Genomic DNA, 13,321 nt, shown 5'->3' on the forward strand with positions numbered 1-13,321 from the left:
CAAAAAAACTGCTTAAAGCAGTTTTTGGCTAGAAGGTAGCGTGATGGTTTTTTCAGCATAACAAACGACACCGACCTTAATCAATGTTGGGTTCGTTTTTAAAACCACACGCTCCACCATTCGGTTATAAAATGAAACCCTATGTTTTGCAAAAATCCGTTACATTATATCGTATTTTTTTTCTGTCATTGTATAGCCAAACCCTTTAAGTAATTTTAAAGAAAGTGTTTTGAATTTCCAAGATTTGGAAAAGCGGCAATTAACTTTGACTATAAAACTCATTTAATATATGCATAAATATGAACCTTATGTGTTGTCACAGGAGAAAGCGCGTTGCCGCTTTCTTTTTTGTTTTTTCTATGATATAATATTGATAGCAATGAAGAGGAGAAAACAGAAGTGAGTTGTAAAAAATGTCCTAAATGCGAGTTGAATTATATACAAGATAGTGAGGAATTTTGCAGTTTTTGTAAACCTGATAATTTGAATAACTCCATAGGAAAATCTAAGACCAATAGTACGATAAATGAAAGCATGATAAGCTCTTGCTATGAATATGGAAAACGATATGCATTTGGAGAAATAAGTATAACTGAAGCTGTTGCAAAAGTGGTGTCTCTTACAAAAATGAATGCATCCTCTGCACAAGCCTCTATAGTCAATGTTAAATATCTTTTTGAAGGAAAAAGGTATACAAGAACCATGAGTGAGTTTCAGACGAAATGGATGCTTGAGAAAATAAAAGAAGAGTATGGTTGCGAGGCATTTTATATAGCACTAACATCGGTAGAGAAACATTTAGATTATTATGAATCATTGCCTAACGGCGGCAGAAATAAAGAGTTAAGCGAATATATTTGCATAAACAAAAGAAAATGAATATAGCAATAATTTAAAAAGGAGCTTTAATGATATCAAAACTCGTTGATTTTTATATTGACTACGCTCCCTTTTTTAGTGAGTGGGAAAGGTCTTCTGATTTGTGCTTTGGCGTCAGCAAATATGTCAAGGACCATGACAGCAATTTTGTTTTTGTTAGGGGTAATAATCCGGATATTAAAAAAATTGAAAGTTGGTTTAGCAAAAGAAAAATTATTCCGGCAATCTATGAAATTGAAGACCATTTTATTGGAGTTAAAGAAAAACTAAAAGATTATATCATAAAAACACAGGAAAATTGGTTTGTATTTGACAATATAAAAAAGCTGAAAGATAGGTTTGAGAAATTGGTTGTGCCGCCTGAAATTACATTTGAACGGGCGGACGAAAACAGTCAGGCAGTGGTCCGGATGGTGAGTAAGCTTGGATTTTCATCAGTTTCGTTTGACAATCCGTATTCGGATTTGGGCACGGGCTGGCTCATGGAAATGTGGGAACAATTTACCACCCGCCTTTCAAAAACCACATCAATTTATCTGATTAAATATAGAGATGAATACGCAGGGCAATTGGTACTTTCAACGTATAAAGATATGAGTTATATAAGCGGATTTACTATAATACCCAAGTTTAGGAGAACAAGAGTTGCATTGTCGCTGAAACTCATACTAGACCTACTTATCCAGCAAAAAGTCAAGACTATCTTTTGCAAAACAGCCGAAGGCGGGTATCCTGAAAAACTATATAGACACATAGGGCTTAAAAAAGTATTTTGCGGCAAAATCTGGGTAAAACAAAACAAAAAATAAGGAGGATAATATGCAGACAACACTTGTGCGGTTTCACACAAAAGAAAATATTCGTTTAGATGGTTTATTATTTGAGCCGGAGAAAAAAACAAACAAAATAGTTATTCATTTGCACGGCACAGCAGATTATTTTTATAGGCAAAGATTTTTGGATAGTATTGCGAAAGAATTAACGAATATGAATGGAGGGTACTCTCTTCTGACTTTTGATAATCGCGGCTCACACGAAGAATATGAATTTATTATAGAAAAGAATAATGAAAAAACGGGAGCTGTAGTTATAGGGGCAAAGAATGAGATTTTTGAAGATTGCATATTAGATATTGATGCTGCAATCAAATTTGCAAAAAGCCATGATTATAAACAAATTGTTTTATCCGGCCACAGCTATGGCTGTAATAAAGTTGTTTATTATGCAGCTCAAAAGAATTTTGACGGAAAAATTATCTTGCTTGCTCCGTGTGATATGTTAGAACTTTCAAAAACGGATAACCCAAGCGGTCAATATTGGCAAAGACGGGAAGATGAAAATTTTGATTTATTCAGGTATGGCATTAAGACAGTTTCAAATAAGCTTGTTAAACTTAGAAACGACATACTTATTGAAATCGGCAGCGATGATGATGCAATTTTTCAAACCAACAAGCAGGAATGCATTGACTATTTAAAATCTGCTTTTAAAAATACAAAACTGACCGGTCACATAATCAAAGATGCAGGGCATTGTTATACCGGAAAATATTCTGAAGTTGCGCGCAGTATCGCTAATTGGCTAAGATTGTGATATTGACAGTTTTGGTGCAGTTTGTTATAATGAGTTTAGAAAAATAATATAATAAACCGGATTTAAGGAGCAAATATGGTTAGAAGATTTACTGTTGCTGAGGATTATGATTTTTTAAGGCAAAAATCGGCGCAGGTGCTGTTCCCTGATGAGCAGCTTGAAAATGATATAAATGCTTTGAGAGACTTTTGTTATGACAATAATAACAAGGTTTATTCTATGGCGGCGGTACAAATCGGAATTCCAAAGCGCATAATGTTTATCAGGCACAATCAGGAAGTGGACGCAAGACAGGGAGATCAGCAGGATGTTGATTTAATTTATATCAACCCACAAGTAGTAGGACGCAGAGGGCAAACAAAATATTGGGAGCTTAGTGCTTCACTTCAGGATGGGGATATGCGTTTTATCGCCCATGTCGAACGTCCTTATGAAATTGAGATAGAATATCAGGATGAAGAGGGTCTGGGGCACAGTAAAACCATTATGGGTTTTGAAGCAACGATATTTTTGCATGAATATGATCTTATGAACGGAATTTTGTGCACTGACCGCACTGATGAAATAAGACATATGAGCCCCGAGCAAATTAAGTCTGAAATTAGAAGTCAATATGGCTATGATGTTTTGGTTGAAGATGGTGCTTATATAGAAGGGGAGTATGACAAGTATACAGCATACTATGACCCAAAGGGCCTAATTCAATTAAGACAAATAGACCATAATCAAAATTCGGTTTTGCCGTCATCAGAATTTGAAGGCTAACATAATATTTAAAAGTAGATTGCAGCACAAAAAATCACCTTAATTCATTTTTAAAAACTAATAAATTGTGATAAACTATTACTTGATAGTAATAGTTTTTTACATCTTTTTAAGTTTAGCGGAGGAAAAAATGTTAGAGGTAAAAGGTTTAAGTAAGATATACCGAAACAAAAAAGGTAATTGGGTAAGAGCGCTTAATGACGTAAGTATTAAGTTTGACAAAACAGGACTTACATTTATATACGGCCCTAGCGGAAACGGAAAGTCAACCCTTCTTAATATTTTGGGCGGCATTGAAACATGGGACGAAGGGCAGGTAATGCTCAACGGCGTGGATATTACTACGCTTTCAAATAATGAGCTGGACGCTTATCGAAACAGCCGCATCAGTTTTGTGTTTCAGGACCATAACCTGATAACAAGCCTGAGCGTAAAAGAGAATGTAAGGCTTGGCCGAAGCTTTACGGGGAATGTTCCCACAGATGAAGAGATAAGTGAAGTACTTAAAAAACTGAAGCTTGGAGGTTTTGAAGACCGTATCCCCAACGAGCTTTCAGGTGGCGAGAGGCAGAGGGTGGCAATAGCGCGCACACTTATTCAGTCGCCGCAAATATTGTTTGTAGACGAGCCCACAGGTAATTTGGATGAAGAAAATTCAACACAGATTTGGCAGATTTTAAAAGAAATTTCAAAGACAACACTGATTGTGGGAGTATCTCATCAAAAAGAAATTGTGCTTAAATATGCCGACCGCATAATTGAGCTGGATAGCGGAAAGGTGGTCAGCGACAAGGCAGCACAGGGCGGAAAATGGGTGGCTAAAAACATAAAGAACAACGAGGCCGACAAGCCTACCGACAAATCGCAATTAAACTTAAAAGCGGGAAGAATGCCATTTGACCAGGTGTTTAGCATGGCAAGGGTCAACATGGGTCTTAAAAAAGTAAAGACTGCTTTCGTGATTTTGCTTTCAGCTATGTCCTTGGTGTTTTTCAGTATGTTTATAATTCTGGCTGGATACAGCAATACCGTTGCTCAGTCACGGAATGTGTTTGACAGCGGAGCCACTTATGTGGGGTTTAAAAGAACTGACGATCAACAGATGAATTCAAATGACCGGCACGAGTTTGTAACCGAAATATCAGGCGTTAAAAACTTTTTTAGTGTTAACTTTCCAGTTTCATTCGGCCCGAACTTTTCTACCAGCCCCAACAAAGAGTTTTATATAAGCGGCCTTATTGAAATGGCGCCTGTAGCGGGAGAAAACAGTGCCGGAAAGAAAAACGGTCTGGGGCAGAAGATACTTTACGGAAACTACCCCGACGCCAACAATGTTTCCAATATTGCAATAAGTGACTATCTCGCAAATATGCTCAAAGTATATGGTTTCAGAAGTAGCCCCGGCGGTCCGGTTGAGTATATTGACAGCATTGAAGAACTTGTTTTAATAAAAGATCAGAGCGGCATTATTACATACAGTAAGCCCGTTGTAATAAATGGTAGAGCAATGCTTATTCAGGGGATATATGAAACCGACTTTGAAAAGTTTGTAAATAAAAGCACAATGACACTTAAATCTTCAAACGCAGACCTCAAAAAAGAGTTTGAATATAGACTGAACAAGGTATACGGCGTTCTGCACGGCTTTTCGGAATTTGTAGACTATTATCCTCAAGGGGAAGTAGCTACAACTGCTCATAGCTTCAGTTTTATTAGAGGCAGTGCCATCCGAACGGGCAATCACTATCCCACCGGACTGAATTTTGTAATTCCAGAAGGCTCAACCGGAACCATTATGTATTTATATGCTACCGGCGATACTCCGGCTTCTGGTTTGGCCGACGCAATCGGCAATGAGACGGATGCATTTAAAAACATCATTCTGCCGTTGGACCTGTTTAACCTTTTGTTTGAAGAAAGTCTGACTATCTCGGGCACCGACTATCTGTTTAACGAAAACAACATGGATGTTATTTTGAATATTGGCGGCACCAATGATGTAAGCTTCAAGGTTGTGGGTGTTACTGACGCACAGGAAGTTATTGTAAATAAAGCGTACTTTATGCACAAACAGGTTGCTCAAAACGGAAACAGGTATTACGGAATTTATCAGAAAATAAATTTTCCAAGCTTTGAACTTATTATTCCTGTAAACGGCATGAATGTGGAAGCTCTGGCTGAAATAATAGAACTGTTTACCGACAAAAACTATGTGCTTCAAAGCTTTAATGCCCGTGCAATTGAGGATTTTAGTGACAAGATTTCGGTGTTTAACAGCGCAATGCTTATGGCAAGTATATTTACGGCATTATTCTCGCTAATTTTGATATACTTGTTTGTATCCGAAACCATTGAAAATCGCAAAAGAGATATCGGAATTCTGCGGGCTCTTGGTGCAGGCAATCGGGATATTGCGCATATATTTCTAATGAGCAGCGCAATTTTGGCAACACTTATATTTATAGCGACATTAGCTCTCACCGCACTTGCGGTTATTGTGGCAAATATAGTTATGCAAGCTTCATTAGCGCTTTCGTTCACATTGTTTAACCTTGACACTCTTATATTCCTGTGGATATTTTTAATAAGCTTTGGTATTTCATTTGTTGCAACAGCCGTGCCTATACTGCTATTTTCGCGCAAGTCACCTGTTGAAGTTATTAAGAGATTTTAATGAAAGTTACTATGCTTTGATTCTTTTTGTGTAAATGAAAAAAGACCGCCTTACGGCGGTCTTTTGCAGTGCAGGATACCTTTATTTATCCATTGGGTTTTCGTTGAACAAGCTCTTAACTTTTGCTACAGGAGTTGCAAGCGGGGTGTGTATTGCGCTGATTACTCCTAAAAACTTGCTATCACTTTGATTTTCTATTTCTTCTCTTGCTGTTTTTGTATCGGCATATTCATTGGGATGGCCTCCAGCATGTTCATGTTTTATAATTTTTATGACCTGATCAAATTCTGTTGCGGCATAGTTTCCGCTTTTTGCAGCGGGCATTTTTCTGAAACCGATGGCGCATCCGCCTGCATTTTTAACTGCCTCCAAAATTTTGCAGTCGTTGTTGCCGTCACCTATATACATATGTTTCTCGTTAGGTGTTCCTATAAGCTGAGCGTAGCCCCATTCCTTTCCGTTGCTCGAAATTTCGATAGCGGCACTTCCGGGTGTTATTTTGATATTGGTGCCGTTTGCTTGGTTATATTCTGCGGCATATTTTTTAAGATCGCCAAAGATTTCTTTGCTGAAGGTTTTTGAGATTGAAGACATTTGAATAGTTCTCACCTTGTTTTGTTCCAAATCCTCTTCGAACTGCTGTTTTGACACGGCTTCGGTGGGGAAGTCCGGCTGTACTTTTGTTTTTAGATATTCTACAACTCTATCATACAAATTACGCTTTATCCAACTTTCGGAGTGAAACTCAGATTTATGCTGCACAGATAGTGCCCGCTGCCCTTGAGCATCTCCATAAAGATCTTTGTCTATAGCGGTTAGGTCTATGTCGTCACATACATTAAGGTAGACTGTTGCCATCGGGTCGTGATATTTTGCAATTTCTATAGCACCTTTAATAAAATCAGCGGGCAGACTTGTTGCAGTATACGCCCTGCCGTTGCTTTCAACAAAAACGGCCCCTGACAGACAGCTGTAATTTGGTGCGATTGGCCCCATACCATGCCATGCTAATCTTGAATTTATTTGGTCAACTGCATTTTTTGCATTTTCATAGGGCAAACTTGAGATAATATTTATATGGGCATCAGGGTAGTTTTGCTTGATTAGGTTAATCAGCAAAAGAACTCCGTCGCGGATGTTTCCTTTTCGGTCAATCAAAGTGCCGTCTACGCTAAAACTGAAGTCGGTAAATCGTGGTTGTGGGGATGCTTTATATTCGTTCATCATTTTCATTATCTCCTTAAGATTATTAAGTATAGCACAACTTATTCTAAAAGTCCATATCAATTTTTTTTGGCTTATCAGACAGATTAATTAAAATTTTAGTGTTTAAGCATTTTTGTTTTTTGACATAGTTAGAAGGTTTTGGTATAATTGTTTTGTATGAAAAGAATATTAAGATTTTTTACTTCGTATAAATTTGTGTTGGGGCTCATGTTCTTGCTGAACATGGCGGTTTTGCTGCTTATTGCGGTATATTTCAATATGGCTTATTACGGAATTGTTCAGCTTGTGGCGCTGTTTACCGCCCTTTGTGTGATGGGGTTTAATAAGGATGAGCAAGTATACAAGGCTATGTGGCTGCTGGTGATTTTAATTTTGCCGCTGTTTGGAACAGTGCTCTATCTGCAGGCAAAGGGCATTTATTTTTCTAACCGGCAGCGTAAAAAATGGGCAAAGATTGACCGGGATACGCAGAAAGAGCTTTTGCAGGACCCTAAGCTTATGGATGAGCTTGAAACCAGGAGGCATGCAAACACAGCCAAGTATCTATTTAGTATTGACGGCGCCCCGGTATATGTCAACACCAAGGTTAAATATTACGGTGACGGCCAAAGCTATGTGGCGGACCTGATAGAAGCCATTAAGGATGCTCAGAAGTTTGTTTTGCTGGAGTATTATATCATAAAACCCGGCAGAGTGTGGGAAGATGTTTTAGAAGCTCTAAAGGAGCGTGCTGCAAATGGTGTTAAGGTAAAAATTATCTATGACGATTTTGGGTGTGCCGATAAGTTCAAGAAAAAATACTTTAAAAAACTTGCATGGTTTCATATTGAAGCCGTGCCTTTTAACAAGCTTAGATTAACCTTTAACCAATTTGTAAATTATAGAGATCACCGTAAAATTGCGGTTGTTGACGGCAAAGTAGGGTTTACGGGCGGCATAAATCTTGCTGATGAATATTGCAATATCAAAAGCCCCTTCGGCATTTGGGAGGACTGCGGTCTGCGTCTTATGGGCGATGCTGTGTGGCCTATTACGGTTGCATTTTTCAGAAACTATGAACGTGCCTGCAACAAGAACGTAAATTTGGCGGAATATAAATGCGATTTTGAAAAGGATTTTGAGGGCAGCGGGTTTGTTCAGCCCTTTTGCAGCGGGCCTATAAACGACGGGTGCGTTGCAAGAGGAGCAATGCTCAAGCTAATAAATGACGCCAAAAAATATCTATATATCACAACACCATATTTTATTGTAGACGAAACGATATTGGGTGCGCTGAAAATGGCAGCGCAAAGCGGCGTGGATGTGAAGATTATAATCCCCGGAATTCCGGACCGAAAAATTATTAGCTGTTTATCATTTAGTTATTTTGGTGAGTTGCTGAGAGCAGGCGTTAAGGTTTTTGAATATACCCAAGGCTTTGTGCATGGAAAAATGATTTTGAGCGATGATAAAATTGCTTGTGTGGGTACAATAAATTTTGACTTCAGAAGCTTCTTTTTGCACTTTGAAAATGCTGTTATGCTGTATGATGACCCAATTATTTTTGATATAAAGAAAAATTTTGAAAGACTTGAAAACAGCTCAGAAGAGCTTAATCCTCAGCACTTAAAAGAGAGAAAATGGTTCAGCCGTTTTGTGGGCAGGATTTTGCGGCTGTTTGCTCCAATGATGTAACACTTCGGTGTCTTGACAAACGGCGTTTATCTGGTATAATAAGACCCCAAGGATGGTGTTAAAAATGGAAGAATATAAGCAATATCTTGAGCAGCTCAAAAATAATCCTCCGCCTCTTGCAATAAATGTTGTGGGCCCAATCAATGGCGGAAAAGGTACACAGTGCGCTATTTTAAGCAAAGCTTTGGGCATACCCGCAATTTCGGTAGGAGACCTAATCAGACGGGAGCAGGCAAGCGGCTCTGAGCTTGGTGAACAGTTTAAGTATTATACTGAAAACAGATTGATTGCGCCGGCAAGTATGACTCTTACCCTTTTGGCAAAGAGGCTTTGTGAGCAGGACTGTAAAAACGGATATATTTTAGAGGGGTATCCCCGAACATGGGAAAACGCCAAAGGGATTAGGGGATATATCAACTTTGATATGGTTATGGAGCTTCAGGTGCCCGAAAAGGTTTTGTTTGAGCGTATGGCGGCAAGGGGTCGATCAGATGACAAACAGGATAAGCAAAATGTGGGTTTGAGTATTTATAATGCTGAAACCTTACCCATTGCAAAAACGCTGGTGGATGAGGATAGATATTTTGTGATTAAAGAGGTTGACACCAACTTTGATTTGGTGCGCGATAGCGGTCTTGATGGGTTTAATTTTGGAGAGTTTGCTTCACTTGAGTATTGCAAGGGCAACTCTGCCGAGCGAAAGCAGGAGCAAAAAGAAGCGATATATAAATATGAATTTTGCAGAACTAAGTTTGATGACTATGGCGAATTGGTTGCGCAGGCTTTGGGGATAGACCTAAATGATGATTTAGATATAAAAACAATAACAAAATTTATTAATACAAGGCACACCAATATGGAAATTCTTCAGGCCATAGAGGTTTATAAGACCGAGGAATTTTTGGATGAGGTGTATCCACAGTTGAATGAACTGAAAAATAAGCTTGGTGCGGTAGAGGACAACTTTTTTAAAAATGTAGAAGAGCGGCAGAAAATTTTAGAAAATCGATAGGCTTTTTAGTAATATGTGCTATAATAGGAGTACTTTCACAGGGTGCTCTTTTGTTAGGATAATATGATTTGAGGAGTTTTTATGATATACTTTGGCGATAAGGTAAAAGAGAAATTGGCCAAAATCAAAGGCGGCAACTTTTATGTGCTGAGTGATTATGACCAGACGATAACAAACGGCATGTCTTCATGGGAACTGCCTCCGCATTTGAAATCCTCAGCTCCGAAATTCAAGAAAGAATGTGAGGAGGTCGGCACCAAATTTTTGGGGTGGCTGAGAGAATATAATAAAACAAATGATCCCATTTTGAGAGATAAGATTGTCAGCTGGTGGTATGAAGAAATGGGCTTGTTTGTAAAATATAAGGTAAGCCTAAGCGAAATGAAAGAGACCATTCTTAATGACGGTCTTGTAAGTGTGCGAAGCGGAACCAGAGAATTTTTTGAAAAACTGAACAAAAGTAATATCCCTGTAGTTATTTTGTCGGCAGGATTTGTTGAAGTGATTGAAACTACGCTTTTGCGGGAAAATTGTAACTTTAACAACATTGAAGTATTTGCAAACCGCCTTGAGGTTGACGGCGACAACCGCCTGCTGGGTGTCAGGGGCGAGATGATACATTGGCTTAATAAATCTGAAAACAATTTAATGGCACCCACCCTAGAAAAGATAAAAAATATTCCCAACGTGTTTTTGTTTGGTGATCAGAAGAGCGACATTGATATGCTGCCAGAACATAAAAGAGACGGAGCCATCAAAATAGGGTTTAAGTCTAGCAGGGTTATTATGCCCACCGAAACATATCTGCAGTATTTTGATATTGCATGTGACGACAGCTCGTCCTTTATTGAGCTTATGAATGAACTTAAATCCAAATACGGCTTTGATTTTGGATAGTATTTGTTTCGTTTAGCAATTAATATGGCCTCGTCGTCCGACCGATGAGTTTGTTTCACAAGCCCCTAAAACACACGGTTTTTAGGGGTGTTTTTTTGTGCGGCCAAGCGGTTTGTGTGTGCCGACTATGGGGTCGGGGATAAAAACAAACAGAAAAACACACAGACTTCGGTATTGTTTCACAGAATATGTAAAAAAGCTTATTTCTGTTTACTTTCTATTATAGACTGTCACGGTTATTTTTGCACATACCCTCTTGATTTTTCATACTATGCCATAAAGGGGGTTTAATTTTTTGAAGTATTTTATTGATTTAGCTGACGCCAGAAATCGGGCTTTACACAAACTATTATTTGCTCAGGGTTTTGATGCAGGGCCGCTGGAGTTTGATGAGGCGGGAATATACATATTTTCTCCCGCCAAAAGATTTGAAATCGACGAGGTTAAAAAGCTGCCTCATGGAAGTATGGTGTTTGCGGGTAATATTAAAGAGGACATAAAAAAGGTTTTTGAAGAAAAGGCTTTGAAGTATGTTAACTTTTTGGATTATGAGGATTTTGCTGTAAAGAATGCTGTGCTTACAGCCGAAGGAACGCTGCCCGTTTTGATTGAGCAAACCGATAAAAGTGTCTTTGAACAAAAGGTACTCATTTTGGGTTTGGGGCGCATCGGAAAAGCACTTGCCATATTGTTTGGCAAGCTGGGTATAGATTATAGCTGTATGGTGACAGAAAAGGAGCTTGACAGCGCCAGCATTTATGCAAAGGATTATTTTACAAAGAAGGAGCTTTTAAAAAACATTTCTAAATTTGATGCGATAATTAATACCATTCCCATAAAGGTATTTGAAGATGAGGACTTGAAGCATATATCAAATAAAACGATGTTTATAGAGTTGGCCTCCGCCAAATGCTTTGACGACACTAAGGCTGAGTTCAAGTTTGTTTGGGCGCTGGCTCTTCCCACCAAATATATGCCTATGAGCGCGGCCGGACTTATGAAAGAAGTAATAGTGGGGGTAAAGCATGAAACTGAATAAGATAAATATAGGATTTGCAATAACGGGCTCGTTTTGTATGCATCAGGTCGTTTTGCAGGAAATTAAAAAACTTAAAGAAAAAGGACACAATGTTTTGCCGATATTTTCACTGAATACAGCAAGCCTTGATACACGTTTTGGCAAAGCTGTGGATTTTAGGGCACAAGTGGAGGAAATTACCGGCAATAGTGTTATTGACACGCTGATGCTGGCAGAGCCCATTGGCCCCAAAAATATGATAGATATTTTGGTTATAGCTCCTTGCACGGGAAACACGCTCAGCAAGCTTGCAAATGCTATAACCGACACCGCGCCTACTATGGTGGCCAAGGCGCATATGCGCAACAACAAGCCGGTTGTGGTAGGGATATCCACTAATGATGGGTTGGGTCTTAATATGACAAATTTGGCTAGACTTATGGCTACCAAAAATATATATTTTGTGCCGTTTCGTCAGGATGATTATTTAAACAAGCCAAAGTCGCTTGTAGCAGACTTTACGCTCTTAGATAAGACTATAGAAAGTGCACTCAGCCGGCAGCAGCTGCAGCCGATAATTGCAAAAGGAGCAGACCTATGAAAAAAAACATCGCCATCGTAGGGGTAACGGGCCTTGTGGGGCAAAAGATGATTGAAGTGCTGGCCGAGAAAAAGATGGACGCCAACTATTATTTTTATGCTTCGGGGAGAAGTGCAGGAAAGACTATCCTATTTTTAGGCCGGCGCAAAAAAGTGCTGGAGCTTAGTGAAGATAGCATAAAAGGAAAAGAAATAGATTATGCGCTGTTTGCAATAGACGGTGAGCTTTCAAAAAAGTTTGCGCCGCTATTTGCCGAAATTGGTGCTACTATTATAGACAATTCAAGTGCGTTCAGAATGGATAAAGGCATTCCGCTTATTGTGCCCGAAATAAATTTTGATGCTATAAAACCGCATCATAAAATTATCGCCAATCCAAACTGTAGCACAATTCAGGCGGTAGTTGCACTTGGTCCGCTTCATAAGAAGTATAAAATAAAGAGAATAATATATTCAACCTATCAGGCGGTGAGCGGGGCGGGTCAAGCGGGCATGGACGACCTGAAAACGGGGAGTGCAAATAAGTTTGCTCATACAATCTGCAACAATATTCTGCCGCATATAGACACTTTTGAGGCTGACGGGTATACCAAGGAAGAACATAAGATTATAAATGAGACCCGAAAGATTTTGAAAAGTGATAAAATTAAAATTTCCGCCACAACCGTGAGGGTGCCCATAACAAACTGTCACAGTGAAAGCATATTTGTGCAGTTTAAGAAAAAATGCAGCGTTGAGGGTGCCGTTCAGATACTGCGCGGCTCTCTGGGCGTGGTTGTTCTGGACGATGTTAAAAACAACATATATCCCATGCCTATAGTTGCTGACAATAAAGACGAGGTATTTGTGGGAAGGATAAGAAAAGATAAAACAGTTTCAAGCGGACTTAACTTATGGGTTGTTGCGGACAATTTAAGAAAGGGGGCTGCTTCAAATGCGGTTCAGATAATGCAGAGACTTATTGAGACAAGAGAATAAAACA

General features: G+C 39.0%; 12 protein-coding genes. 11 read left to right on the plus strand and 1 reads right to left on the minus strand.

The annotated features are described in order from the left end of the window. The first annotated feature begins 399 nt into the window (after positions 1–399). The 5 genes from LBN07_00760 (at position 400) to LBN07_00780 (ending at position 5,911) form a co-directional block, all read left to right on the plus strand. Positions 400–879 carry a hypothetical protein gene (locus tag LBN07_00760; GenBank protein MDR0849998.1) on the plus strand — a complete coding sequence of 160 codons (480 nt, stop codon included), beginning with the start codon at positions 400–402 and terminating at the stop codon, positions 877–879. Positions 880–908: 29 nt separating this feature from the next. After that, on the plus strand, positions 909–1,688 hold the full coding sequence (locus LBN07_00765) for a hypothetical protein (protein ID MDR0849999.1): 780 nt from the start codon (positions 909–911) through the stop codon (positions 1,686–1,688). A 10-nt stretch (positions 1,689–1,698) separates the two neighbouring features. After that, positions 1,699–2,472, plus strand: a complete 774-nt coding sequence (locus LBN07_00770; GenBank protein MDR0850000.1) for a prolyl oligopeptidase family serine peptidase — start codon at positions 1,699–1,701, stop codon at positions 2,470–2,472. 75 nt (positions 2,473–2,547) lie between these two features. After that, positions 2,548–3,237: a peptide deformylase gene (locus LBN07_00775; GenBank protein ID MDR0850001.1), complete on the plus strand. Its 690-nt coding sequence runs from the start codon at positions 2,548–2,550 to the stop codon at positions 3,235–3,237. Positions 3,238–3,367: 130 nt separating this feature from the next. Beyond that, on the plus strand, positions 3,368–5,911 hold the full coding sequence (locus tag LBN07_00780; GenBank protein ID MDR0850002.1) for an ABC transporter ATP-binding protein/permease: 2,544 nt from the start codon (positions 3,368–3,370) through the stop codon (positions 5,909–5,911). 81 nt (positions 5,912–5,992) lie between these two features. On the opposite strand, the gene LBN07_00785 is transcribed toward LBN07_00780, so the two are convergent. Next, complete coding sequence (locus LBN07_00785; GenBank protein MDR0850003.1) at positions 5,993–7,138, minus strand: HAD family hydrolase; 1,146 nt, start codon at positions 7,136–7,138, stop codon at positions 5,993–5,995. Between the two features lie 156 nt (positions 7,139–7,294). Here LBN07_00785 and cls point away from each other — a divergent pair, with 156 nt between their 5' ends. The 6 genes from cls (at position 7,295) to LBN07_00815 (ending at position 13,317) form a co-directional block, all read left to right on the plus strand. Further along, positions 7,295–8,812, plus strand: a complete 1,518-nt coding sequence (cls, locus tag LBN07_00790) for a cardiolipin synthase (GenBank protein MDR0850004.1) — start codon at positions 7,295–7,297, stop codon at positions 8,810–8,812. Positions 8,813–8,876: 64 nt separating this feature from the next. Beyond that, positions 8,877–9,824: a nucleoside monophosphate kinase gene (locus tag LBN07_00795; protein MDR0850005.1), complete on the plus strand. Its 948-nt coding sequence runs from the start codon at positions 8,877–8,879 to the stop codon at positions 9,822–9,824. 81 nt (positions 9,825–9,905) lie between these two features. Beyond that, positions 9,906–10,721 (plus strand): HAD-IB family phosphatase, encoded by an 816-nt coding sequence (locus LBN07_00800; protein MDR0850006.1) that lies wholly within the window; start codon positions 9,906–9,908, stop codon positions 10,719–10,721. A gap of 295 nt (positions 10,722–11,016) precedes the next feature. Next, entirely contained in the window at positions 11,017–11,760 is a 744-nt protein-coding gene (locus LBN07_00805) for a hypothetical protein (protein ID MDR0850007.1), read from the plus strand. Then, positions 11,747–12,340, plus strand: a complete 594-nt coding sequence (locus LBN07_00810; GenBank protein ID MDR0850008.1) for a dipicolinate synthase subunit B — start codon at positions 11,747–11,749, stop codon at positions 12,338–12,340. Before LBN07_00805 ends, LBN07_00810 begins: the two co-directional genes overlap by 14 nt. Further along, the gene (locus LBN07_00815; protein ID MDR0850009.1) at positions 12,337–13,317 is read left to right on the plus strand and encodes an aspartate-semialdehyde dehydrogenase; all 981 of its coding nucleotides are present in this window, start codon (positions 12,337–12,339) and stop codon (positions 13,315–13,317) included. Before LBN07_00810 ends, LBN07_00815 begins: the two co-directional genes overlap by 4 nt. Positions 13,318–13,321: the final 4 nt, after the last annotated feature.

Source organism: Christensenellaceae bacterium (assembly GCA_031260975.1).
Taxonomy (GTDB): Bacteria; Bacillota; Clostridia; order Christensenellales; family UBA1242; genus JAISKJ01.

Coding starts and splice junctions, on each gene's coding strand:
- LBN07_00765 (MDR0849999.1), top strand. CDS start 909: ATGATATCAAAACTCGTTGATTTTTATATTGACTACGCTCCCTTTTTT.
- LBN07_00770 (MDR0850000.1), top strand. CDS start 1,699: ATGCAGACAACACTTGTGCGGTTTCACACAAAAGAAAATATTCGTTTA.
- LBN07_00775 (MDR0850001.1), top strand. CDS start 2,548: ATGGTTAGAAGATTTACTGTTGCTGAGGATTATGATTTTTTAAGGCAA.
- LBN07_00780 (MDR0850002.1), top strand. CDS start 3,368: ATGTTAGAGGTAAAAGGTTTAAGTAAGATATACCGAAACAAAAAAGGT.
- LBN07_00785 (MDR0850003.1), bottom strand. CDS start 7,138: ATGATGAACGAATATAAAGCATCCCCACAACCACGATTTACCGACTTC.
- cls (MDR0850004.1), top strand. CDS start 7,295: ATGAAAAGAATATTAAGATTTTTTACTTCGTATAAATTTGTGTTGGGG.
- LBN07_00795 (MDR0850005.1), top strand. CDS start 8,877: ATGGAAGAATATAAGCAATATCTTGAGCAGCTCAAAAATAATCCTCCG.
- LBN07_00800 (MDR0850006.1), top strand. CDS start 9,906: ATGATATACTTTGGCGATAAGGTAAAAGAGAAATTGGCCAAAATCAAA.
- LBN07_00810 (MDR0850008.1), top strand. CDS start 11,747: ATGAAACTGAATAAGATAAATATAGGATTTGCAATAACGGGCTCGTTT.
- LBN07_00815 (MDR0850009.1), top strand. CDS start 12,337: ATGAAAAAAAACATCGCCATCGTAGGGGTAACGGGCCTTGTGGGGCAA.